Origin of the sequence: Actinopolymorpha pittospori, from assembly GCF_014873875.1 — a bacterium.
Classification (GTDB): domain Bacteria; phylum Actinomycetota; class Actinomycetes; order Propionibacteriales; family Actinopolymorphaceae; genus Actinopolymorpha; species Actinopolymorpha pittospori.
Window position 1 is genome coordinate 6,097,588 of record NZ_JADBEM010000001.1, and the last position, 22,847, is coordinate 6,120,434.

Annotated in this window: 23 protein-coding genes and 4 pseudogenes; 14 read left to right on the forward strand and 13 right to left on the reverse strand. The window is 68.2% G+C overall.

Translation table 11 applies throughout. From position 1 onward, the window contains the following. Positions 1 to 69: 69 nt before the first annotated feature. Entirely contained in the window at positions 70 to 972 is a 903-nt protein-coding gene (locus HEB94_RS28470) for a hypothetical protein (protein WP_192752733.1), read from the forward strand. A gap of 41 nt (positions 973 to 1,013) precedes the next feature. After that, on the forward strand, positions 1,014 to 1,184 hold the full coding sequence (locus HEB94_RS28475) for a hypothetical protein (RefSeq protein ID WP_192752734.1): 171 nt from the start codon (positions 1,014 to 1,016) through the stop codon (positions 1,182 to 1,184). Positions 1,185 to 1,358: 174 nt separating this feature from the next. Here HEB94_RS28475 and HEB94_RS28480 read toward each other — a convergent pair. Then, positions 1,359 to 2,090: pseudogene (locus tag HEB94_RS28480) on the reverse strand (transposase); the annotation flags it as partial. 71 nt (positions 2,091 to 2,161) lie between these two features. Here HEB94_RS28480 and HEB94_RS28485 point away from each other — a divergent pair. From HEB94_RS28485 to HEB94_RS28495, 3 genes are read left to right on the forward strand one after another with little or no spacing between them, the layout of a single operon-like run. Continuing rightward, a complete protein-coding gene (locus HEB94_RS28485) occupies positions 2,162 to 2,305 on the forward strand; it encodes a hypothetical protein (RefSeq protein WP_202896599.1) in 144 nt (47 codons plus the stop codon). A 33-nt stretch (positions 2,306 to 2,338) separates the two neighbouring features. Continuing rightward, a complete protein-coding gene (locus HEB94_RS28490; RefSeq protein WP_192752735.1) occupies positions 2,339 to 2,656 on the forward strand; it encodes a transposase in 318 nt (105 codons plus the stop codon). Positions 2,657 to 2,664: 8 nt separating this feature from the next. Beyond that, positions 2,665 to 3,306: an IS3 family transposase gene (locus tag HEB94_RS28495; protein ID WP_238361653.1), complete on the forward strand. Its 642-nt coding sequence runs from the start codon at positions 2,665 to 2,667 to the stop codon at positions 3,304 to 3,306. Between the two features lie 10 nt (positions 3,307 to 3,316). Here the strand turns inward: HEB94_RS28495 and HEB94_RS28500 are convergent. The 3 genes and pseudogenes from HEB94_RS28500 to HEB94_RS28510 form a co-directional block, all read right to left on the reverse strand. Then, positions 3,317 to 3,811, reverse strand: a pseudogene (locus HEB94_RS28500) (IS30 family transposase); the annotation flags it as partial. A 73-nt stretch (positions 3,812 to 3,884) separates the two neighbouring features. Continuing rightward, positions 3,885 to 5,687, reverse strand: a complete 1,803-nt coding sequence (ltrA, locus tag HEB94_RS28505) for a group II intron reverse transcriptase/maturase (RefSeq protein ID WP_192752737.1) — start codon at positions 5,685 to 5,687, stop codon at positions 3,885 to 3,887. A gap of 682 nt (positions 5,688 to 6,369) precedes the next feature. Then, positions 6,370 to 7,248: pseudogene (locus HEB94_RS28510) on the reverse strand (transposase); the annotation flags it as partial. Positions 7,249 to 7,295: 47 nt separating this feature from the next. Here HEB94_RS28510 and HEB94_RS54825 point away from each other — a divergent pair. The 5 genes and pseudogenes from HEB94_RS54825 to HEB94_RS51230 all read left to right on the forward strand — a co-directional run. Then, positions 7,296 to 7,493: pseudogene (locus HEB94_RS54825) on the forward strand (IS3 family transposase); the annotation flags it as partial. 276 nt (positions 7,494 to 7,769) lie between these two features. After that, entirely contained in the window at positions 7,770 to 8,474 is a 705-nt protein-coding gene (locus tag HEB94_RS28520) for a hypothetical protein (RefSeq protein ID WP_202896600.1), read from the forward strand. Between the two features lie 41 nt (positions 8,475 to 8,515). Further along, the gene (locus tag HEB94_RS28525) at positions 8,516 to 8,806 is read left to right on the forward strand and encodes a ribonuclease FAU-1 family protein (RefSeq protein ID WP_202896601.1); all 291 of its coding nucleotides are present in this window, start codon (positions 8,516 to 8,518) and stop codon (positions 8,804 to 8,806) included. 82 nt (positions 8,807 to 8,888) lie between these two features. Next, the gene (locus HEB94_RS28530; protein WP_238361654.1) at positions 8,889 to 9,794 is read left to right on the forward strand and encodes a VOC family protein; all 906 of its coding nucleotides are present in this window, start codon (positions 8,889 to 8,891) and stop codon (positions 9,792 to 9,794) included. Then, positions 9,785 to 10,207: a VOC family protein gene (locus tag HEB94_RS51230; RefSeq protein ID WP_238361655.1), complete on the forward strand. Its 423-nt coding sequence runs from the start codon at positions 9,785 to 9,787 to the stop codon at positions 10,205 to 10,207. Before HEB94_RS28530 ends, HEB94_RS51230 begins: the two co-directional genes overlap by 10 nt. Before the next feature lie 3 nt (positions 10,208 to 10,210). Here HEB94_RS51230 and HEB94_RS28535 read toward each other — a convergent pair whose 3' ends face one another. Both HEB94_RS28535 and HEB94_RS52765 read right to left on the reverse strand, forming a co-directional pair. After that, the gene (locus HEB94_RS28535; protein WP_192752739.1) at positions 10,211 to 10,567 is read right to left on the reverse strand and encodes a VOC family protein; all 357 of its coding nucleotides are present in this window, start codon (positions 10,565 to 10,567) and stop codon (positions 10,211 to 10,213) included. Between the two features lie 10 nt (positions 10,568 to 10,577). Further along, the gene (locus HEB94_RS52765) at positions 10,578 to 10,706 is read right to left on the reverse strand and encodes a hypothetical protein (RefSeq protein ID WP_273376620.1); all 129 of its coding nucleotides are present in this window, start codon (positions 10,704 to 10,706) and stop codon (positions 10,578 to 10,580) included. Positions 10,707 to 10,845: 139 nt separating this feature from the next. Here HEB94_RS52765 and HEB94_RS28540 point away from each other — a divergent pair, with 139 nt between their 5' ends. From HEB94_RS28540 to HEB94_RS28550, 3 genes are all read left to right on the forward strand, one after another. Beyond that, positions 10,846 to 11,388: a DUF402 domain-containing protein gene (locus tag HEB94_RS28540; protein ID WP_202896602.1), complete on the forward strand. Its 543-nt coding sequence runs from the start codon at positions 10,846 to 10,848 to the stop codon at positions 11,386 to 11,388. Positions 11,389 to 11,680: 292 nt separating this feature from the next. Then, on the forward strand, positions 11,681 to 12,451 hold the full coding sequence (locus HEB94_RS28545; protein WP_238361656.1) for a phytanoyl-CoA dioxygenase family protein: 771 nt from the start codon (positions 11,681 to 11,683) through the stop codon (positions 12,449 to 12,451). Positions 12,452 to 12,512: 61 nt separating this feature from the next. Beyond that, a complete protein-coding gene (locus HEB94_RS28550; RefSeq protein WP_192752740.1) occupies positions 12,513 to 13,325 on the forward strand; it encodes a phytanoyl-CoA dioxygenase family protein in 813 nt (270 codons plus the stop codon). Between the two features lie 12 nt (positions 13,326 to 13,337). Here the strand turns inward: HEB94_RS28550 and HEB94_RS28555 are convergent, their stop codons facing one another. Both HEB94_RS28555 and HEB94_RS28560 read right to left on the reverse strand, forming a co-directional pair. Then, positions 13,338 to 15,026, reverse strand: a complete 1,689-nt coding sequence (locus tag HEB94_RS28555) for an ATP-binding cassette domain-containing protein (protein ID WP_192752741.1) — start codon at positions 15,024 to 15,026, stop codon at positions 13,338 to 13,340. 81 nt (positions 15,027 to 15,107) lie between these two features. Then, entirely contained in the window at positions 15,108 to 16,061 is a 954-nt protein-coding gene (locus tag HEB94_RS28560) for a hypothetical protein (RefSeq protein WP_192752742.1), read from the reverse strand. 17 nt (positions 16,062 to 16,078) lie between these two features. On the opposite strand from HEB94_RS28560, the gene HEB94_RS53750 reads away from it, so the two are divergent. Beyond that, on the forward strand, positions 16,079 to 17,320 hold the full coding sequence (locus tag HEB94_RS53750; protein WP_192752743.1) for an FAD-dependent oxidoreductase: 1,242 nt from the start codon (positions 16,079 to 16,081) through the stop codon (positions 17,318 to 17,320). Here HEB94_RS53750 and HEB94_RS28570 read toward each other — a convergent pair. The 5 genes from HEB94_RS28570 to HEB94_RS28590 all read right to left on the reverse strand — a co-directional run bounded on the left by HEB94_RS28570 (position 17,311) and on the right by HEB94_RS28590 (position 22,843). Beyond that, positions 17,311 to 18,498, reverse strand: a complete 1,188-nt coding sequence (locus HEB94_RS28570; RefSeq protein ID WP_192752744.1) for a cytochrome P450 — start codon at positions 18,496 to 18,498, stop codon at positions 17,311 to 17,313. The genes HEB94_RS53750 and HEB94_RS28570 overlap by 10 nt on opposite strands. Before the next feature lie 4 nt (positions 18,499 to 18,502). After that, positions 18,503 to 19,264 carry an SDR family oxidoreductase gene (locus HEB94_RS28575; protein WP_202896603.1) on the reverse strand — a complete coding sequence of 254 codons (762 nt, stop codon included), beginning with the start codon at positions 19,262 to 19,264 and terminating at the stop codon, positions 18,503 to 18,505. Further along, positions 19,261 to 20,661, reverse strand: coding sequence for a JmjC domain-containing protein (locus tag HEB94_RS28580; RefSeq protein ID WP_192752745.1), 1,401 nt, complete (start codon positions 20,659 to 20,661; stop codon positions 19,261 to 19,263). Before HEB94_RS28580 ends, HEB94_RS28575 begins: the two co-directional genes overlap by 4 nt. Continuing rightward, positions 20,658 to 21,452 carry a SagB family peptide dehydrogenase gene (locus tag HEB94_RS28585; RefSeq protein WP_192752746.1) on the reverse strand — a complete coding sequence of 265 codons (795 nt, stop codon included), beginning with the start codon at positions 21,450 to 21,452 and terminating at the stop codon, positions 20,658 to 20,660. The genes HEB94_RS28580 and HEB94_RS28585 overlap by 4 nt, the downstream gene beginning before the upstream one ends. Before the next feature lie 77 nt (positions 21,453 to 21,529). Further along, on the reverse strand, positions 21,530 to 22,843 hold the full coding sequence (locus HEB94_RS28590; RefSeq protein ID WP_192752747.1) for a YcaO-like family protein: 1,314 nt from the start codon (positions 22,841 to 22,843) through the stop codon (positions 21,530 to 21,532). Positions 22,844 to 22,847: the final 4 nt, after the last annotated feature.

A 22,847-nucleotide genomic window follows, 5' to 3' on the forward strand; every position in this document is an offset into this window, starting at 1 on the left:
CAATTGCGGGCCGATGAGGCGTCCGATCTGTTCAAGAATCGCTCCGCGAGATTCGCCATCATGGGACGCATGAGTGTTGACCTGTCGCGTGCCGCATCGTTCCTCGCCAGCCATGGCCGCCTGCTCGACCGGCGCCGCTTCGAGTTCCTCCTGGGCGAAACGGAGCCAGTCGCCGTGCTCGCCGCTGTAGATGGCTACCGCAACGGTGACGGCGGTTACGGCTGGGGGCTGGAGCCCGACCTGCGCGCGCCGGAAAGCCAGCCAGGTGGCGCGCTGCACGCGTTCGAGGTGTTCGAGGACATCGCCCCGGTGCGGACTCCGCGTGCGGTCGAGTTGTGCGACTGGTTGAACTCGGTGACGCTGCCAGACGGTGGCCTTCCGTTCGCACTGCCGGTGGCGGACGCCGCTGCCTGCGCGCCCTTCTGGGCCCAGGCCGAGCACACGGTTTCCACGCTCCAGAGCACCGCGTTCGCCGCCGGTGCCGCGTTACGGGTCGCCGCGCACGACCCCGCCGTCGCGGCGCATCCCTGGCTGGCCCGCGCCACCACGTACTGCTTCGACACCATCGCCGCCCTGGACTCGGCGCCGCACGCGATCGCGCTGTCGTTCGCTGTCCGCTTCCTCGACGCCGCGTACGAGCAGTATCCAGCGGCCGCGCCCCTGCTGGAGCGGCTCGGCAGGTTCGTGCCGGAGACCGGGCTGGTTCCGGTCGCGGGCGGCAGCGAAGGTGAGACGATGCGCGCACTCGACTTCGCCTCGGTGCCCGGTAGCCCGGCGAGCGCGCTGCTGGGTGCCGGCGTGATCGAGGCCGGTCTGGACGAGCTGGCCGCGCAACAGCGGGAGGATGGCGGCTGGACGGTCGACTTCGCCAGCTACTCCCCAGCGGCGGCACTGGAATGGCGTGGCTACGCGACGGTGAACGCTGTCCTGACCCTGAAGCGCGCCGGGCGCCTCGCCCACCTGCCAGGCTGACGCCCACAGACCAGAAGCTGGTCGCGGTCATACTGTGGGTCGTGACCCTAGAGGAAGTACGTGTCCACCACCGCAGCGGGCAATGGTGTTCCGGTGTCCGAACCGGCGACAACATCGTGGCCTATGACGTTGAGATCCTTCCTCAGTGGCAGGTTCCCGGCCACCCCACGACCGATCGCTGCTTCGTCATCCCCGACGAAGGGGTCGACTAACTTCTCTCGAATAGGTGTCTGTGAGAGTCTTTTAGCCTCAATCCGTGGACTCGCTGGGTTGATGGTTTTGGTTGCGGGTCGCTCGTGGTTGGTGGTGGGTGGGCAGGCGGGGGCTGCTGGTCTGCCCAGCTTTCCTTTGGTCTCCGGTCGGGCCTTGGTGGCGGGTGGGTAGTTTCAGGCGACGCGTGGTGGGCCGGTTGCGGGGCGGAACACGTTGTGCCAAAGGGTGTTCCACTGTTCCGCCCAGGGCCAGTGCTCGGGTAGGTGCAGGACGGGCCGGCGCTGTGGGCGGGCGATTCTGGCGGGGACGGTGACGATGTGGCGGCGAAGCGTCGCGCCGCGGGCGGTGGCGTGGCGGGGGCTGGTGAGGGTGCCGGCGGCGCGGAGCAGGTTGTGGGTGATGGCTGCGCAGATGGCCCAGGCGCTGTTGGCGGCGAACTGTCCTGAGGGTAGATGAGCCAACGGCCCGTCGATCAGATCGGCGAACACGGTTTCGATGATCGCGTGCCGGCGGTGGGTGATGTCAGCATCGGCTGTGGGTTCGGTGTTGTTGGTGAAGAACGGGTGATGACGCCAGACCGGGAACAGCTCCTGATCGCCGGCCTGGTCGTGGGCTTGGTCGCGGGCGCGGTCACGGACCCGGCGCACGACCAGCCGGGCGGTGACCGGGTGCTTGGTGGAGGTGAAGGCGGTGAACTCCGTCTCGGCGACCTCGGCGTCGGAAATCAACTCACCGGTGTCGGGATCGGTGACCGCGCCGGGGTAGTGCACCGGTGTCCAGGCGTCCTCGGCGATGGAGGCGATCGCGGCGGTGACTGCCGGGTTCTTGGTGAGCACGACGGAGAACCGGACCCCGGCCTTCAGGCACGCGGCGACCACGACGTGGTTGCCATACGCCGAATCGCCCCAGTCGTTACGTCCTGGCCTGCGAGGTTGCCTTCGCGCACCGGGGTGCTGAGTGGCGCGACCGAATCTTGGTGAACCAGGCCGTGGCCTACCGCATCCACCTGGACGTGGCGCGTGGGCGCTGGTACCTCACCGCGGCGTGGAGGCGGCCGGTGGTCCAGACGATCCCGCTCCAGGCGGTCCGCGCCGCCGGGATGTGTCTCGCCCCGGGTTAGATGGAGACATCGAAGCCTGGAGGAACGAGGACGATGGCAGCGCAGCGTAAGTACCCGGATGAGTTGAGGGAGCGGGCCACGCGGTTGGCGGTGGAGGCTCGGCAGGATCCGGGGTCTCGGATGGGCGCGGTGAAGCGGATCGCGGACCAACTCGGGGTGCATCCGGAAGCGTTGCGGACGTGGGTGAAGCAGGTTGAGGTTGACGCTGGGGTGGCGCCGGGGACGACGACGTCGGAGGCGGCCAAGATGGCGGAGCTGGAGCGGGAGAACCGTGAGCTGCGCCGGGCGAACTCGATTCTGAAGTCGGCGGCGTCTTTCTTCGCGGCGGAGTTGGACCGTCCGAGTCGATAGACACGGCGTTGAAGGTCGAGTTCGTGGACTCCGTGGAAGCGGAGCACGGTGGCGTCCAGCCGGTCCTGACGGCGTTGAAGGGAACGCCTGCTGAGATCGCGCCGTCGACCTACTACGCGCAGAAGTCCCGGCCGCCGTCGGCTCGGTCTGTCCGTGACCAGATCCTGGTCGAGCAGATCAAGGAGGTGCATGTGAAGAACCTGGAGGTCTACGGCGCGAGGAAGGTGTGGCACGAGATGCGCCGTCAGGGCCATCAGGTGGCCAAGTGCACGGTCGAACGGCTGATGCGCGCCGAAGGTGTCCGTGGCGTCACCCGGGACAAGCACCCCCGGACCACCAAGCCGGCCGCTGAGACCGAGCGACCCTGTGACCTGGTCAGACGCGACTTCACCGCGTCACGTCCGAACCAGTTGTGGGTGGCCGATCTGACCTATGTGCGCACCGCGGACGGGTGGGTCTATGTGGCCTTCGTGCTCGACGTCTACTCCCGCATGATCGTCGGGTGGCAGGTGTCGATCAGCCTGTATACCGAGCTCGCACTGGATGCGCTGCAGATGGGTATCTGGCGGCGTGAACACGCTAGTCAGGACGTGGCCGGCCTGGTCCATCACAGCGACAGAGGCGTGCAGCTTAGGTTCAAGGGGTCGTAGCAACACCGTCCTAGGAAACTAAGGATAGGTGGTCTTTGAACGCTTCGGCGGGTGTTCTCCATCCGAGTGTTTTGCGGGGACGTGTGTTGAGGGTGGAGGCTATGGCGTCGAGGTCGGTGATGCTGTGCCGCGACAGGTCGGTTCCTTTGGGGAAGTACTGGCGCAGCAGGCCGTTGGTGTTCTCGTTGGTGCCGCGCTGCCAGGGTGAATGGGGGTCGCAGAAGTAGATGTCCAGACCGGTTTGGAGTTTCAGCTGTAGGTGTTGAGCCATCTCGGCTCCTTGGTCCCAGGTCAACGAGCGGCGCAACTGCTCGGGCAGGCCGCCGATCTGGGCCGCGATCGCGTCGCGCACCGCCAACGCGCCGTGTCCGGCTAACGGTGGGCCGTTCTTCGTCGGTAGGGTGAGTCCGTAGCTCTCCATCCGCGGCAGGTGCAGCAGGACGGTGAACCGCGTGGTGCGCTCGACAAGCGTCCCGATTGCCGATTGGTTGAGTCCGATGATGAGTCGGGTAGCGGGGACGCATTACTGCGTCCCCGCCCCCTCAGAACCGTGCAAGCAGCTATTCACCGCACACGGCTCAAGCAAGCCCGAAAGGCGCACCGGCAGGAGAAGGTGCGGGACTCGTCATCACGGCGGCTCCGTTCCGCCGTTGACAATGGGTGTGGAGGAGACGGACTCGTTGATCGCCAGGCGTGCTCTCCTCCGGGAATGCGATGTATTGCTTGGAGATCGCCTTCCGGATGACGACCCGCCATGCTTCCCATTCTTGTGGGCTTTGTGGCGGGTGGTCGGCGTGCAGCAGGAGCCCTCCGCAGACCGAGCAGCGGCCGTGTTGAGCCTGTAGGAGGCGCACGGTCATAGCGGCGACTGGCAGAGGTGTTCCCTTGCGGCGCCGCTGAGCCCAGTATGACTCCAGGGTGGGGTCGTCCGGGGACGCCTTCCCCTTGACCAACTGGTGCCGGACTATCTTCGTCCAGGAGAACTTGAGCAGGTAGGCGCCGCTGTCGCGGTCACCGAACACCCATCGGTCCCTCCTGGTCTTGTTGAACCGGCCGAAGTACTTGTCGCAGATCCAGTGCTTCGGCTTGTTCGGGTGGCCGTGCTTGGCCCACTTGTAAGCGAGCTTCCACATGTAGCTGTCCAGCGCCGTGAAGATTTCGCTGGACACCACCGTCCGGTAATAGGTCGACCAACCCCGCACAATCGGGTTGATCTTCTTGAGTACCGCACCAGCGTTGGCCCCTCGCAGGGCCAGCATTTCGGTGCGCAGCCGTTCCCGGATCCGTCGTTGAGCCGCTGCACTCGGTTTGATCAGCAGCTTGCCGTGATAGCGGCGGACATTGAATCCCAGGAAGTCGAACCCGCTCTCCGCGTGGACAATGCGTGTCTTGCCCTCGTGGAAGGCGAGCCCCCGGGGCGTCAGCCATACCGCCAGCCGTTCCTTGACCTGTTCGGCCTGCTCACGGCTGGTGCACATCGCGACAAAATCATCTGCGTACCGCACCAGCACGGGGCTACCGCTCTGCGCACTCCCGGCATCTCTGCCGGAGGTGTAATAGCGGACCCCTGCGGCTTCCTCCATCCCATGCAAGGCCACGTTGAAGAGCAAAGGGCTAATAACCCCGCCCTGCGGAGTTCCCTCCTCGGTCGGGGCGAACCGACCGCGATCCACGACCCCGGACTTCAGCCACTGCCGGACCAGTCCCCGGGCTGGGAAGGTGCCGAGCGCCGCCATGAGCCGGGCATGGTCGATACGGTCGAATGCCGCCGTCAGGTCAGCGTCGAGCACCCACGCACGCTGCGGGTTCTTCCCGTTGAGCGTGGAGTAGATGGCCCCGATCGCGTCGTGACAGCCGCGGCCAGGCCGGAAGCCATACGACTTCGGCTCGAACCGCGCTTCCCACTCGGGCTCCAGTGCACCCAATGCCACAGCTTGCAGGCATCGGTCAACAATCACTGGAATCCCGAGCCCGCGCTTCTTCTTCGTCCCCGGCTTGGGGATAAACACCCGCTTGACGGGCCAGGGAATCCACGGTCGGGCACGGTGCTGGACCCAGTCGGCCAGAGCGGCCTTTGACTGGGAAAGCAACACCACCTTCCCGTCGACTCCCGCCGTCGCACGTCCCGCGTTGATCTCCGTCACCCGTCGCACGCTCAGGAGCGTGTTCGAGCGGGACCGAAGCATCAGCTTCTGCAAATTGCGGACCTTCCTCAGGTCCCCTGCCTGCGATGCCGTGAAGATTCTCTGCCGCAGACGTCGTACGTCTTCCTCGACCCGCCGCCAGTCAACCGACGCCCAGTCCAAGTCTTCGCCCTCGGGTCCGTTCACCAGCGCGGAGGCGGCAGAACGACCGAGGCCGTTCCGTCCCGCGATCAACATGGTGTCCAACTTGCCCCTCGGTTCCGTCGTCTTTCTTCAGTGATCTCTGCACAGGCTCACCTGGCCCACGTCAGCACCCTTTCGGGCCGGGCAGCACACCCGTATCCGGACGGTTATGCGGGGCGGCCGGCGGAGAGGCCGGCCATACTGCCCCGGGTTCCCGTTTCCTTTCGGCTTCCGGCATTGGCTTCTTGGGTCATCCTGTTCCCGCTGGGGAATTTAGCCTTCCTCACAGTCGGCCGACCGGGCTCCTAACAGCCCGGACCCCAACGGGGTTTCCACGTTCCACACGAATGAGATACGACCGGGGTGGGTGCTCCCTTTACCCCGAGGCGGCGGTGTCCACCTGGCCGGAGTGACCTCTACCAGCCAGCGCCTACCGCTTCACAACGGCTAGCCATACACCCCACTAAGAACTTCCATCGGCGAGGCTTGGGATCACGAGGCATCATCGGGAGTTCACTTTCGTTCACCCGTCCGGTCTTCCCCTTGCCTGTAACTCCCGGATGGAACGGGAGTCCTTGGGCTTTCCCCTGAGCTTCGCACCACCCCGTTACCGGCGTCGCACGTCAAGGGCGGGGACGGGCCATACGGACACAGACCCGTGACTGCACCTACGGCCTTATCAACCGCCTCTCCAACTGGACAGTCCACTCAAATTCGTGCGGCTTCGTGTCGCACGGTCGCCTTCCCAATGCCCTGGAACGGCCCGGTCCTCAACCTCAGCAGGCCGGTTGGTGATCAGCACCTCGGGCGTGACGAACTTCTTGCCCCGTCCACGGGTGCGGGCGCGGGGAACTCGAAGGGCACGGCCAGTGCGTAGGCAGGCAGTCAACTCGCGCTTGAGGGCGCCACGCCCTTGGATGTATAGCGCCTGGTAGATCGTCTCGTGCGAGATCCGCATTGACTCATCATCACCGAAGTCGACCTGCAGCCGCTTGCTGATCTGCTCTGGACTCCACGCAACTCCCCAGCGCCGGTCCGCGCGGCGGCCGTGACGCCTTCCCTTCCACGGCACGTTCGGTCCCGGGATCGGCCGGCCCTCGGCGTCGCGGACCACTCCTGCCAGCCGCTGTTCGACATAGCGACGGAGCCGATCGTTGACGGCCAGCTTCGCGACCTTCGGGCGCTTACCGCGACTCTCGGCGTGCCACTGGGCAACGGATGCGCGGTAGTCCACACGCCCGCCGCGGGTGGCGGCGTTGCGGCGCAGCTCCCGAGAAATCGTCGAGGGGCTGCGACCCAGCTGTGAGGCGATCTGACGAAACCCATGGCCTTCGACTCTCAGCAGCGCGATCTCCTCACGCTCAGTGAACGACAGATACCGACCCGACGGCTCGGCAAGACTGATCGGTGGCATGCCGCCACCCTCACGGAACCAGCGCGATCCCACTGGCACCGACACGCCGCACGCGACAGACGCGTCCTCACTCGACAATCCCTTCCTGACCTCACGCCAGAACCGTCGCTGGACCTCGCGAGCGTTGCCCCCTGGCCGACCCGACGACCGCATCGCCGGCCTTCCCGTAACAGCTGTCGTCCATCCCGGCGGACGCCCCATCCACACACCTCCTCATCGAGGTGTTGCGACGACCACTGGAATCCGCCCAGTACCGCGCGTTGCGCTACACCCAGCGGCTGGAGGAGGCCGACGCGGTCGCGTCGGTTGGAAGTAGAGGAGACAGCTACGACAATGCCATGGCCGAGGCGCTGAACTCGCTGTTCAAGGCCGAGCTCGTCCGCGGTCCAGCGCGTCGGCGGAAGGGACCCTGGCGCGGGATCGACGACCTTGAGATCGCGGTCGCGGAGTGGGCCGACTGGTACAACCAACGACGCCTGCACGGCGAGCTCGGGCACGTCCCGCCCGCCGAGTACGAGGCCGCCTACTGGGCCCGTCAGGCCACCGACCCTGACGACCACGACGAGCAGCCCGACGCCCAGCATGGCCACCACCACGACGCCACCAAAGCGTCCCAGACCGATGCCAGCACGGCATCACACGCCCAGACCAACCCGGTCTTGGCCGCGGCAGGAACCAGCTAAATCAGTCTCCACGAAACCCGGGGCTTGACAATGGTCGGCGTGGACACCAACGCCGACCACTTCGCCGCCTACCACCTCGACCAGCACGGCAACCCCGTCGGCGAACCCAGGCGGTTCTTCTACGACCTGTCCGCAACCGCCGACCACCGTGACGCCCAGATCCGGCACGCCATCAGCCGCCTGCTGCACTGGGCCAAACGCTGCAGCGTGGCTGCGATCGGTATCGAGAACCTGGACTTCACCGCCGAGAAGACCCGTGAGAAGCACGGCCGCAAGAAACGCTTTCGGCAGCTCGTTTCCGGGATCCCTACCGGCAAGCTCAAAGCCCGGCTCCTCAGCATGGCTGCTGCCCAGGATCTGTCGATCGTGGCCGTCGATGCGGCGTACACGTCGATGTGGGGCGAGGAGCACTGGCGCAAGCCGTTGACCAGCAACAAGCGAAAGATGTCCCGACACGATGCCGCTGGTATCGCGATCGGGCGACGCGCCCTCGGGCACCCGGTCCGGCGACGGACGGCACCGCCCCACGACGACCAGAGCGATCCTCGTGGGCATCGGACCGCCCAGGCCGGACCAGACACACGAGGACGTGAGGGAACCCGCCCACCCGTCACGGAGCGTGCACACGATGCACGTCGCCGGCCGGGGACTCAGCGAACGCGGGAGACCAGCACATCCAACACCGTTCGGGATGCGCGCAGTTCCAGGACGCGGCACCAGATGCCACTCCTAGACACTGATTAGGAACGGTTCAGATCACCCGACCGGTCATCTTCGTCGACGCGTTGGAAGGTGGTTGGTACGTCGATCTGGTCGAACTGGAGGAAGTGGGCCCGAAGCGGCTGGTGGTTCACGACCTCTACGTGGACATCGTGGTGCCTCCGCTCAGCCGGCGCTACGAAGTGCTGGATCTCGACGAACTCGCTGACGCGCTGCGGGACGGTGCCATCGATCCCGCCACCACAGTCCGGGTTCTACGCGATGCACAACGCTTCCTTGACAAGCTCCTGCGCAACCTGGACCCGGAGGCGCCGAACTCCTGGCCGGACTTCCCGCCGGCAGCCATTCCTGGTTGAGCTGCCGCCCTTTGATGTCGACCCTGAGGCGTCCGTATCCGGCTGACCGTCGGCTGTCGGTGGCCCGTGGCATCCTTCGGCCATGGCCAACGACGAGCGGCTCACCGCGCCGCAGTTCCAGCAGGCCGCCGGGGTCGAGCACTGGCGGATGCTCGCCTTCGGGGCAAGCGCCTGGTTCGACGCGCCCTCGCAGACGACGGGGGCGGCGCTGGTTCGCCGGATCACTGAACTCACCGACAGCTCGGGCCGCCTGCCAGACGTCGATCTGCGCGCCAGCGGGGTCCACGTCCGGATCGGCGCGTCCGGCTCTCCGGGCATGAGCCTGGCTGACGTGGAGCTGGCGCGGGCCGTCTCGGCGGCGGCTCGGGACCTCGACCTGGCTGCCGATCCGTCCGCGCTGCAATGCGTACAGCTCGCCATCGACGCGCTCGACAAGCCGTCGGTGATGTCGTTCTGGCACGCCGCACTCGGCTACGAACGGCTGGGGGACGACGACCTCGTCGACGCGATGCGGCGGGACCCGGCGATCTGGTTCCAGCAGCAGGATCGGCCGCGTCCGCTGCGCAATCGGATTCACGTCGACATCGCTCGTCCCCATGCGCTGGCCCTCGAAGCGGTGGAGGCGGTCAAGGCGCTCGGCGGCCACGAGACGTATGACGGTGAGGGTTACGCCACGCTCGCCGACGCCGAGGGAAACGAGGCCGACGTCCTCCCGCTCCTCCCGGGCGACGAGTTGGGCGACAGACGGGAGACAGCCGACTGGCGGGTGCTGTTCGGCGCGATGACCTTCTACCCGATCGTCTCGCCCGTGCGGGCAGCCGAGCTGGCTGTCGTCGTGGCAGGCCTGGCCGACGAGGCGGGCCTGCCGCTTCTGATCGACCTGCGCCCGGACGGCGTCATGATCGACACCGGCAAGGACCAATGGGAGGACGAGCGGTTCGCCGACCTGGCTCGCCGGATCCAGGCGCGGCGCGCGGCATGGCGCTGAGCGCCGACACGACTCGTCTGCGCTTCGTACAGATCGGGATCGACGCCGTCGACGTCCCCGCGGTCCGGGACTTCTGGAGGGCTCTTCTCGGCTACGAATACGACCCTCGGCCCGGAGTCACCGACATCTACGATCCGCGCCGGCTCAACATGCCGATCTTCTTCCAGCAAATGCCCGCGTCGGAGGAGGCCAGGCGCAACCAGCGCAACCGCATCCACGTCGACGTTTTCGTGCCCGACGACCAAGCCCGAGGACGCATCGACGCAGCCCTTGCCGCCGGGGGACAGCTCGTGAACGACGACGGGGCGCCGGAGGGGTGGACACTCGCCGATCCGGAGGGCAACGAGGTGGACATCGCCGTCCTGGTCGGGCGTGAAGAAGCCCGGCTGGCCAGCCAAACGGAGCCGGGCTGAGACCTACGTGGACTCGGGTTTGAGGAAGATACAGAGCTCGTTGCCCTCTGGGTCGGCGAGAACCGTCCAGTGGTAGCCGTGTTCGGTCAGATCAGTCGCGACCGTGCTGGCACCGAGGCCGAGAAGACGGTCCACCTCCGCGTCCACGTCCTGGACGCCGAGATCGAGGTGCATCCGGTTCTTCGTGCTTTTGGGCTCCGGCACCCGTTGCAGAAGCAGGGTAGGCCCCTGTTCCGACACCAGGCTCAGGTACGGCGGGGCGTCGAAGGACCGGCGGTAGGCCAAGGGAGAAAGTGCCGCCAGCCAGAAGTCCGCAAGCGCCTCGGTGTCGAGGCAGTCCAGAGTCACGACTAGCTCCATGTTCCGAAGGCTAACCGGGGTCTGGCACTCGCACGAGCGGATACAGCGTGTCCGGGGTCATCACGTTCTCCCGGTTCTGATGCCCTCTGCCAGACTTCGTGAGTACGCCGCGGCCGAAGTCGGGGATGAGGTCCGCCATCCGCCCCACAGTAGATTTGGCCGGCATGACGACGCAGGCAGAGCGGTTCGAGGTCGGAACGACAGCCGTGCGACGTGATGTCTTCCGCGGAAGAGTGTGGACAGCAGGGCCGGGCCGAGTGGTAGCCGACTCTGACGAGTTGCTGGCCCTGGCTCGGTGGCCAGGCGTCCAGGGACTCGTTGCAACCGAATCGCTGCACCTTGCCGACACGTCGTCGCGAGCTGAAGCCCTGACTGCTCTCGCCTCTGGCAGATGGGAACTGGGCAAGCGGACCTGGCAAGGCACTACCACTCTGAACCTCATGCTGCCGGGAAGCTATTTCAGCGTGATCCTGTTCTTTCGCGACAACGACTTCGCGAGGTGGTACGTCAACTTCGAGCGACCCTACCGGCGTACTGAGATCGGGATCGATACCCTTGATCTCCTCCTGGACCTCGTCATCGATCCTGATCTCTCCTTCCGATGGAAGGACGAGGACGAGTATCGCCAAGGTAGGCGGCTCGGCATCATCACCGATGCTGAGCATCACCGGGTCAAGCAGGCACGGGACCAGGTCATCGCGTTGTTCGAACAGAGGACTGGCCCCTTCGCCGAACACTGGCAATCGTGGCGCCGGTCAGCTGAGTGGCCGACCCCTACTCTTCCCACCAACGTGATGGACGTTCCTGTCACCACCGAGTGAGGCTGCTCCGCGGCCCGACGTGCGAGGAGTAGGGCCGCGTTGGCGTCGGTCTGTCGGAGCGGCCAGTAGAACCCTGTCGTTCCAGGCGTTGTGGAGTGGTTCCCACGTCCTCTGGGCCGGCCTCGTGACCGATTTCGGATCTCTGGCGACGCGTCGCACCGCGCTCGGGCGAACCGTGCAAGCCGTCACGTGTTCTGTGCATGGCGACGTCCGCATGACGGCGGCAAGCTCGATGGGAAGCTGACCACGTGCCGCGCTCGCCAACGTGAGCCGCCGAGCCAGAGTGCAGAGGATGCCCGAGATGGACATGGACGCCGCGCTGAGGGACCTCGGCGTAGGAGATGACCTACTCGACGCGAAGACCAGGGCGCAACTCGACAACGACGGTTTCGCTCCACTCCATGGCATCCTCTCGCCACCGCAGGTCGAGGCGTTCGGCGCTCGACTGGCCGAGTTGTCGGTCATCGAGGGGTCGCGTGCGGGAGCGGAAGTACACCAGGAGGCCGGCACCGACCGGCTCTCGGACCTGGTCAACAAGGACCCGATGTTCGACGTCTGTTTCACCCACCCGAAGGTGCTCGCGGCCATCCGGCACGTGCTGGGGGAGTTCCGCCTCTCCTCGCTCAACAGTCGGGCGGCCCTGCCCGGCCAGGGACATCAGGGACTCCACACCGACTGGGGTGTGCTGCGGGCAGGGGAGGGCTACCAGGTGTGCAACTCGATCTGGCTGCTGGACGACTTCACCGCCCAGAACGGCGCCACCCGGGTCGTCCCGGACTCGCACCGCAAACGCGGCGTGGCACCCGCCGACGAGCTGGGCGGCGACCCGACGGCCACCCATCCGGACGAGATCCAGCTGATCGCACCCGCGGGGACCGTCGTGGTGTTCAACAGTCACCTCTGGCACGGCGGCACCCGCAACGACACCGACCGACCTCGCCGGGCCATGCACTCCTACTTCGCCAGGCGCGACGTCCCCCAACAGTTGGACCAGGCGGAGTACCTCCGGGTGCGGACCCGGGACAGGTTGAGCCCCGCCGCCCGCTACGTGCTGGGCGTCTAGCGCCCGCATCCGCAGGGGATGAGACCGTACGGCGACCCGACGATCGAGAAGGGACGGCTTCATGCCGGAGGCAGCGTCATCTGTACAGGCGAGCGCGGATCCGCCTCTCGACGAGTGGATCGCGAAGTTTCACCGCGACGGATTCCTGGTGGTCAAGGACGCACTGCCCGGCGACCTCGTGGAGCAGCTGAGATGCGACTTGGACGAGGCCGTCGGGGAACCGCCGAACTCCCGTGGTCAGGTCGAGATCCAGGTACGGATGTTCGAGCGAAGCGCGGCGAACCTACGGCTGTTCGACCACGAGCCGATCGTCACCTTCGCCGAACAACTCATCAGCGCCGACCGGCCAGGTCTGGGTCCAGAGCACGTGCACGTCGTTCACAACAACGCGTTCCGCACCCCCGCGCGGGCGGGCATCTCGACCTGGCACCAGGACGAGCCGCCGCACTACCTCGTGACGCACGGCGACCCGCCGACCAACGTACGGCTGCCCGTGCTCCTGTTCACCTGCAACTACTACGTCACCGACGTGACCGAACTCCGACACGGACCTACGCAGTTCGTTCCCGGGTCACATCTCTTCGGCGCCCACTGCCCTCCGACCCTCCAGGGAACGCGATGGGAGAAGGACCTGGTGACCGCCTACGGGACAGCGGGTACCGCGATCATGTTCAGCTGCCAGGTCTGGCACCGCGGCCACCCCAATCTCAGTGACCGAACCCGTTACGTCAGCCAGGTCTCCTACGCGCACCGCATCATCGGCCACCGCTACTTCCCGTTCATGAACTACGTGATGCCCGCCCACGTGTACGCCGACGCCGACCCTCGGCGCAAGCGCCTCCTCGGCTTCCTTCCCACGGGGGCATACGGATAGGGCTTGGCCCGCTCAGCGGTCCCAGACCGGTTCCGGCACCTCGGCGACGGTGCCGTCCGCCGAGAAGGCGACGAACCGGTCGAACGTCCGCGCGAACCAGCGGTCGTGCGTCACCGCGACGACCGTGCCGTCGAAGCTGCCGATCGCCGACTCCAGGGCCTCCGCCGACGCGACGTCGAGGTTGTCGGTCGGCTCGTCCAGAACGAGCAACGTGGCGCCGCTGCGTCGACCGGCACCACCCCCGCCGGCACCACCTCCGCCGGCACCACCTCCGCCGGCTCCGGCCGCTCCGGTTTCTGGGCGGTCGCGGCGTACCCCGAGTTCCAGCAGCAGGATCTTGAACCTCGCCTGCTGGCCGCCGGACAGGGTTTCGAAGCGCTGGTCGCGTGCTGCCGTCAGCTCGTAGCGGTGCAACGCCGGGGCCGCCTCGGCGAGCTGGACGGCATGGTCGGCCCAGAGAATCTCCAGCAGTGTCCTGCCCCGCAGGTCGGGCCGCTCGTGGGTCTGGGAGAAGTGGCCGGGAACGACGCGTGCGCCAAGCTTCCACGCGCCCTCGTGCGCCACGGTGTCCAGGTCGGGCCAGCCCGCGAGGAGCCGGAGGAAGTGCGACTTGCCGGTGCCGTTGGCGCCCAGCACCGCGACCTGTTCGCCGTAGAACACCTCCAGGTCGAACGGCACGGTGAGGCCGCGCAGCGCGAGACGCTCGCAGGTCAGCACGCGTACGCCGGTCCGGCCTCCGGTCAGGCGCATCCTGATGTCCTGGCGGCGCGGCGGCTCCGGCGGCGGTCCGGCCTCGTCGAACCGCGTGAGCCGGCTGACGGCCGCCTGGGTCTTCGGTGACTTCGCGAGTCGCAGTGTGTCGACCAGCGACTGCAGCTTGGCGCGATCCTCGTCCCACCGGCGGCGGAGTTCCTCGAAGCGGGAGTGCCGGTCCAGCCGTGCCTCGTGGTAGGACCGGAACCCGCCGCCGTGGACCCATGCGCTGTTGCCGTCGCGGCCGCCTTCCAGGGTCACGATCCGGTCCGCCGTCGCGGCGAGCAGCTCACGGTCGTGCGAGACGTACAGCACGGTCTTTCCGGTCTCGCGCAGGCGCTCCTCCAGCCAGCGCTTGCTGGGTACGTCGAGGTAGTTGTCCGGTTCGTCGAGTACCAGCACCTGGTCGGGGCCACGCAGCAGCGCCTGCAGGACAAGCCGCTTCTGCTCTCCGCCGGACAGAGTGGTGACGGCCCTGCCGTGCACACCGTCGTAGGGACGTGCCAACGCCTCCGTGCAGCAGATGTCCCAGGTCACCTCGGCGTCGTAGCCGCCGGCGTCCGACCAGTCCGCGAGCGCGGCGGCGTAGCCGACCTGGGTGGGTTCGTCGTCGCGGTCCATCATGGCGAGTTCGGCCCGGTCCAGTGCCGCGGCTGCCGCGCGGATCGGCGGCGGGGAGACGGACAGCAGCAGGTCGCGAACGGTTTCGGTGCCGCGTCCAGTGCCGACGAACTGTCGCATCACCCCCAGGCCCCCACCGCGGGTCACGCTTCCCGACATCGGCTCGAGATCGCCCGCGATGATGCGGAGCAAGGTGGTCTTGCCAGATCCGTTCGCGCCTACCAGGGCGACCTTGGCGCCGTCGCCGACCCGGAAACTCACCTCCGTCAGCAACGGGCGGCCATCGGGCAGCTGGTAGCTGACGTCCGACACGTCCACGTGGCCCATGCGGCCGATTCTGTTGGCTGTGCGGGCGGAACGCGAACCATTAACCGGCCCGGGCCGATCTCGGGTCGCGCCGGGACGCCGTCAGGTCGGCCAGAGGTAGAACGTCACCGAGGGACTCGTCTCGCCGCCTACGGCCAGGAGGCCGAGGTGGAGGTTGACCTGATGGCGCCGGGTGAGCGCGCTGACCAGCCGCAGCGGACCCAGGTCGACCGCGACGACCCCCGACAGGAACGCCAGCAGGTCGGCCAGGCCGTCCGGCCCTGCCCAGCCCCACGGTCCGGCGAAGAAGAACAGCTTGTCCTGCGTCCCGTTCCCGTCGACCTTCCGTTGCAGGAACGTCGACATCCCACGCGCGCTGTCCGGCACCGCGGCCGAGAACCGGTCGTACACCTGTCCCGCGTAGGTCAGGTTCCGCAGTGGATCCGGATGATCGGCCAGCACGCGGCCGGGCTCGACGCTGAGCCAGTGATAGGTCTTCCAGCAGGTCAGTCCGCCGGCGCCGAAGTCATAGCCGACGACCTCAGCGGGGCGGGGGAGAGGCACGGGACCCGGGAGCCGTTTCTCCAGGTCGTCCGCGACCAGCCAGCTCGCGGGCACGTACAGCGAGCTGCGCCGCCGACCACCGCCCGCCCGTCCGACGCCGTGCATCACAGTGCCTTTGGTGCCGGGCGGCACGTCGTGAAGGTGGCAGTCGAGGAGTTGCCGGAGTACGCCATCGGGCTGGCCCGTCGTCATCCGCGCGGCATCGAGATACCGCTCGAGGTTGCCCGAGAGGTCCAGCGCGTGGTCGGCCGTGTCGACGACGTACCGCAGGGACGGGTCGCCGCCCATGTCCAGCTTGAGCGACAGTTCGAACGGCGCCCCGGACCGCGTCAACGCGGATCGGCACGCGGCAGGATCGCGTCGATGGTCCGACCACGGCCTGGCCAGAAGCCGGCCGAGTTCGGCGACGGGTTCGGTGGGGTCGTTGTCGATGTCGAGTTCTACGAGGAGCTCGCCGAAGGCCGCGAGCAGATCGTCCACCCGTGCTTTCATCGGATTCCCTTGCTAGCGTGATCGACGTGGAGTCCGCGGACGTCGTGGTCGTCGGAGCGGGAGTCGCGGGGCTCGCGTGCGCGCAGGAGTTGACCTCCGCTGGACGGAGGGTCATCGTTCTCGAGGCGCGTGATCGCGTCGGTGGTCGGGTCCACACCGTACGCATGCCCGACGGCGAGGTCGTGGAGCTCGGCGCTCAGGTGGTGCACCAGACACGCGACGACACGCTTGCCCGACTCGTGCGAGCGGCCGGGATTCGCGTCCGGGCGTTCCCGATGGATGCCCAGCTCGCGGTCTTGCACGAAGGTGCGCGATGGGACGCGGCGAACCTGTCGCGACACCGGTCGCCGGCGCCGTGGGTCGTGGAGGCACAGCTGGGCAGCGTTGTCGCCGGCGATCGCGCCGGCACCGTGAGCAAGGCGCTGGCAGGCCTGCCGGAGGATCGCCGTTTCCTGGCGAGCGCCTGGCTCGACCAGGTGGTGGGAGGGGACTGTCGAACCCTCGATCTGCAGGGCGTCGTCGGCACCCGGGCGGCCCGGCGGCACGGGCCCGAGGTGCTGCTCGTCGACGGCTTCACGGCCGTCGTGGACGCACTCGCCGCCGGCCTGGACATTCGGACGGCCTGTCCGGCGCAGACGGTCGTGTGGTCGGAAGCCCATGTCGAGATCCGCGGGACACGACCGATCCGCGCCCGGACGGCGGTCGTCACCGTCCCACCCTCGGTCGTTCTCGGTGGCCGACTGGGCTTCGACCCACCCCTGCCGGAAGCCAGGTTGGACGCTCTCATGCCTCTTGCCTCCAACGACGCGCTCGCCATCGTCGTGACGACGACAGCCCCGGCGCGCAGGTCGACGTGGGTCCTGCTCGCCGATCCGCCCGGCGGGTTGTGGCGTACGACCGCCGGCTCGAGGGTGGTCCGTGGGCACATCAAGGGTCCGGCCGCCGCGATCGCCCGGCAGGGTGGGTGGAACGCCGGTCGGGCGGCCACGGCGGCGGCGCTGGTCGACCCCGACCTCGGCGGCGTCGAGGACGTTCTGGTGTGCGACTGGGGTACGGATCCCTGGGCAGGGGGCGGATACAGCGTTCCGGTGGTGGGGGTCGACGCGGCGGCGCGGCGGTGGGCCGAGCCGCTCGCGGGCGTCGTCTTCTTCGCCGGTGAGGCGTGTGGCGACCCCGAGGTGCGAGGTCTGGTTCAGGGGGCGCTGACCAGTGGACGCCGTGCGGCCCGCGAGATCCTCGGCCGTGATGCTCACGCCTGACCTGCGATTCGCCGGATCGGGAGCCGCTGGTAGCCGCGCGGGACCGTCGCCGGACGTCGTACGGCCGGGGTGGGCCCTGCCGTGAACGACGGCAGCGGACGTGGCAGCGCCTCGAGGATCAGCTCTGCGAACATCCGCGCCAGCGGTGCGCCCAGGCAGGCGTGGGGGCCCGCGCCGAAGGACAGGTGTGGATTCGTTCTCCGGTCCGGCACCACGCGGTCGGGATCGGTGAACCTCGCGGGATCACGGTTGGCCGCGCCGAGCAGGACGACGACGTTGTCCCCGGCGGAAACCCGCTGACCACCAAGCTCCACGGCCTCGGTGGCCTGGCGTGCCGTGAACTGGATGGGTGCGTCGAAGCGCAGGAACTCCTCCACGACCGTACGGAGCCTGCCCCCGGATTCGAGTCGCGCGGCCGGCGTTCCCAGCATCGCCGCCACAGCGTTTCCGATCAGGTCCGTCAGCGGGTCGAGCCCGCCGACCATGAGCAGCCCAGCCGTGCTGAGTGCGTCGCCGGGCGCGAGCGCTCCTGCGGTGTGGGCGCGAGCCAGGACCGTGAGCGCGTCGTCAGCCGGTCGGAGCGAGCGGGCGTGCAGGTGATCGGCGAACCGTTCGAGCATCTGCTGCATCTGTCGGGCGGCGTGGCCGTCGGTGTCGGGATCGGCGAACGGGTCCAGGTTGACCGCGACGGCAGCGCCCCAGTCAGCGAGTTCAGGAAGCTCGGGCGGGTCCATTCCCAGGAAGCTGCCGAGGACGGAGACCGCCAGGGGGCGGGCGAACCCGCCGACCAGGTCGACCTCGTCACCTGATCCGAGCGCGTGGCACAGGTCCCGTACACCGGCGGCCACCGTGGGAGCCATCCACGTCCTCGCCCGCGCCATCGCGGCGGGCTCGAAGGCCGGAGCCGCCGCACGACGTAACCGCGTATGGTCCGGCGGGTCCGTGGTCAGCATGGAGGGCGGCAGCGCGGTCCTGCGTAGCCGCAGCCGTTGTCCTTTGCTGGCAGAGAACCGCGCGTCGCGCAGCACCGCGAGACAGTGCTCGTGTGAGGTGACGAACCACGTGCCGGCCGAGGGTACGTGGCTGACCGGGGCGAGGCTCCGCATCGACCGGTAGAGGGGATAGGGATCGGCGTGGCCGTCTGGCCGACGCGGATCGAAGACGGGAACGGTCGCCATCGGGTCAGTGCATCGTCAGTCCGCCGTCGACGGTCAGGACCTGACCGCTGACGAACGCCGACTCCGGCGAGCAGAGGAACCGCAACGCCCCGACGAGGTCCGTCGGCCCCTGCGGACGCTTCACCGCCTGGTAGCGCACGATCTCGTCGACCGCGTTCCGTCCTACCTGGCTCAACGGCCGGTCGGGAATCACGGCACCAGGGGCGAGTGCGTTGACCGTGATGCCGCGCGGCCCGAGTTCGCGGGCAAGGGCCTTGGTGAGTCCGACGACTCCCGACTTGGCGGCGATGTAGTGAGCCATGTTCGCGAGTCCGGACCAGACGAGGTTGGTCGCGATGTTGATGATGACCCCGTCGCCCTGCGCGGTCATGGCCGGCAGTACAGCCTTGGTGCAGAGGAAGACGCTGTCGAGGTTCAGGGTCATCACGCGGCGCCAGGCGTCGAGGTCGATGTCGTCGAAGGGGACGTGCGGGTAGCTTCCGGCGTTGTTCACGAGCACGTCGACCGAGCCGAAGGTGCTCCTCGCCGTGTCGACCATCGCGATCGTGTCCTCGGGCGAGGTGACGTCCACTCCCACGCCGGTCACGCGCTTCTCGCCGCACGCGTCGTTGAGTGAAGCGGCCAGGTCGTGGGCGCCGTCCGCGTCGATGTCGGCGACGACCACCCGCGCTCCGGCTCGTGCGAGGTCCTCGCAGTAGGCGCGACCAATGCCGTTGGCACCGCCGGTGACGATCACGACTCGCTCGTCCAGTGGTTTTGTGCTCACGTGTCACTCCGATTGGTGTGCGGTTCGAAGAACATCAGTTGGTTGCCGTCGAGATCGCGCGCGGCGAGCACCCGTGCCACCCCGGCGATCTCGGTCGCCGGTTCGGTGACCGCCACGCCGTTCGCCGCGAGTACGCCGCGCACCCGCTCGAGGTCGTCGACCTCGAAGTCGAGAACGGCGCCCCGGTTCGCCACCGTCGTGGGCATCTCCGTCAGGCCGAGCGTCATACCGGGGACCGCCGTCGACACCTCGACCCATCCGAACTCGGGGATCGTGGAGACGATCTCGCTGCCGATCACGCGGGCGTACCAGTCGGCCGACTTCCTGGCGTCGGCAACGCCGAGCACACACTGGACCCGGCGCCCCGTCAGGGCGGCGCCCTTGGCCAGCGCGGCGGCGTGCACCGCGGCGGCTGGTTCGGAGCGGACGGCGTCAAGGGTGGCCTCGTCCCGCTCACCCAGCAGGCCGGACGTCACGGTCGGGTCGAGTGCGAGCGTGTGGAGCTCCCGGGCCAGGTCCCGCAGTCGCGTGGCGAGGTAACCGTCGGCGGCCCGGCCGGCCGGGATGCCCGTCCGCCACGACTCGTCGTCGCGAAGGCGCGCCCTGATCCGGGTCAGCAACAGGCCGAGTACGTCCACGGGCGCGAAGGAGAAGTTCAGGGCCAGTGACGCCTCGCCGACGGCCTTCGCTTCGTGCCACGTACCCGCGGGCAGGCACAGCACATCACCGGGTCGCAGCACCACCTCGACGAACCTGTCGCGATCGACCGGAGGGGTTTCCCAGGGCCGCAGGGATCGTGGGGTACGCCCGACGTAGCGGATCTCTCCGCTGGTGTCGAGGAACGCGTTGTCCCTCGGATGGGGCACGCCGGGCTGTCGCGAGATCCGCCACCGCTTGGTTCCCTCGATCTGCAACGTCGTCACCACCTGGGCGTCCAGATGGGTGTTGAACCCGTAGCCGGGCGTGGAGTAGTAGCACTTCACACTCACTGGCCCGACGTGTCCGAGTCCGTTCTGGAACGAGGTCGCGAGCGCCGCGAGCCGCGGGTCCGCGCGGTCGACGGGATCGACGCACAGCGACGTACCCGCCCGCACGTGCTCGGCGACGTCGGTGGCCTCGACCAGGACGTGTGCGCTCGCCGCGCCGTGGTCACCCTCGCGGTCACCGCTCACGCGGACCGAGAGTCCGACCTCGTGCTGGCGGGCCAGCACCCGGCGCAGCGCGGCCCGGTCGAACACGCCGGCGAGCCGGTCGGGCCAGCCGGTGAGATGGACCGGCCGGCGCTGCCAGTACTCGGCGCGGAACTGATCCGGCGACAGCGGGTACAGCAACGACTTCAGGGCCGTGGCTCCGCTCGGGGCGGGCTGGTGCGCCGTGTGCGAGATCGGCACACTCATGCCGACACCGGCCGGCCGACCAGCATCGCGTACACCACGGACTCGTGGAGCCCGTCGAACCCGAGGGCGCGGTCCACCTCGCGGTCGAAGTAGCCGCCGATCGGGACGGCTGCGAGTTCCCGACCCCGCGCGGCGAGGAGGGCGTTCTGCACCAGGTGTCCCGCCTCGAGCAGCACGAACCGGTACCCGCGTTCGCCGTACTTGAAGACCGAACGGAAGAAGACGGCCGAGACGAGTACGACGGCGGCCGCGGACTCCACCAGGTCCTGCTGGACGAACGCGTCGTCGATGTCGACGTCCCCGAGAACGTCGAGGTCGTGGTCGTGCGGGTCGTAGTGGTAGAGGCCGGTCGGGAGGTCGGTGACCGACCGCGCCCAGACATACACCTCGAGCGGGTAGAGCGCCCCGCCGGACGGTACGGAGCGGAACGGGCGTGGGAAGGAGGTGTCCACGTTGTCGCGGGTGACCCCCTGGGCGCAGCGCAGGATCGTCCCGACGTCGCCGAGACTCACCGGCCCGGGCCCGAACTCCCGCGCCGACTCCCGCCCCGTGAGCGCGTCCTCGAGGGAGACCCGCATCGAGCCCAGCTCCTCCGGGAGGGCGACCTTCGCCCGGTCGGCGTACGGCTTGACCTCACGCAGACCCCGCATCATGGTCACGATCGTCTGGTCGGAGGGGTGGCGTTCGAAGTAGAGGTGTGGTTCGACGCGGCTCGTCTTGGAGTTCTCGTGAAAGGCCTCCCATACGACGTCGTCGCCCTCACTCAGCAGGAACGCGTCGAGTGGGTGCACCGCAGATCTCCTTCACTGTCGGGAAGCCGCTGGTCCGGGCCGTCGCCCTCGGGGACGTCGGTGTCGGGTGGGTCGACTCAGGGAAACGGGTGGGGGTAGGGGTTGTCGTGCTCGGGCGCCCAGGGAGCGGCGGCGCCGAGCCGGCCAGGCATCGTCGCGAGTCGTCGACCGCCCAGACAGCGGTTGGCGTGGCCCATCTGGAGCGGGTGGAACCCTGGCACGACGACCCGCACCACGCGCAGGCCGAGGTCGGCGATGTCGGGGGTGGTGAGGTCGAAGGCGATGACGTCCTCACCCGTTGCCGACACCTCGGCCACGAGGGTGTCGAGGCCGCCGTCGGCCGCGCCCCGAACCTCGTCCATCGCGACCTCGCTGTCGCCACTCCACGCGAACCGTGCCGCGGCCTTCGACTCCTGCGGGCAGTAGAAGCGCAGGTGGGCGCGCTGGCCGTCGACCGCGGGATGGCCGCCCTCGACGTCGACCGGCACCGGTGGCAGGAAATCCATCACCTGGGCGGCGAACTTGCGGGTGTGGGCGAGTTCCTCAAGGCTCTTGCGGGTCGCGACCCCCGGGGCGGGGTGGGACGCCGCGGCGACGGCGAGAGCGGGCGACGTCGGCGCGAAGCCCTCGGCGACGGACAGGACGGTCGGGCAGGCGACGTCGGTGCTGATGTCGACGAGGTGGACGACCAGCCCGACGGAGTGGTACCGCTCCACGAGGTCGAGCAGGTCGCCGGGAAGGCTGGAGCAGGGGATCCGTGGCCGCCGCAGACGGGCCTGCCACATGAGGGTGAAGGCGTCGCGTTCGACCACCTCACACAGGGCGGACAGGGCCGCGTTCTCGAACGACACACCGCACGCCAGCCCGGTGGAGATCGGCTGGGTGACAGGGGTGTCGGAACGACTGCGCTGGTAGTGGTAGGGCACGTAGACGAAGGGCGCCGGTACGAGGACGGCTTCGCCGCTCACCAGGGAGGTTCCCCGGACCCAGGCGACCGGAGTGTCGACGTCGAAACGGCGCCACGGAAAGCCAGGAGCGTCGTACTGCGCGGAGGTGTAGAGCGCGAACGCGTCGGGTGGGGTCGCCGGCTCGCCGAGCCCACGGAAGGTGGACCAGGTCAGGTCGTCGTAGTCGAACATCGCGGAGCAGTACCGCTCCACCGCCTCACCGAGGGCCTTCGCGATCGCGGCCGCCGGGCTCGCGCCGACACCGCCGTTGTTCCCGAAGTTGGGCAGGTACCCGAACGCCTCGGTGTGGGAGGAGTAGGAGAGATAGTGGACGAACGGCGGATCGTCGTCGTCCACGAGCAGCTCGCGGAGTTCACGGACGATGCCGGTCCGTGCGTCGACGAGCTCACTCCACAGATCGAGGATGGTGGGCGCAGCCGTCATCGTC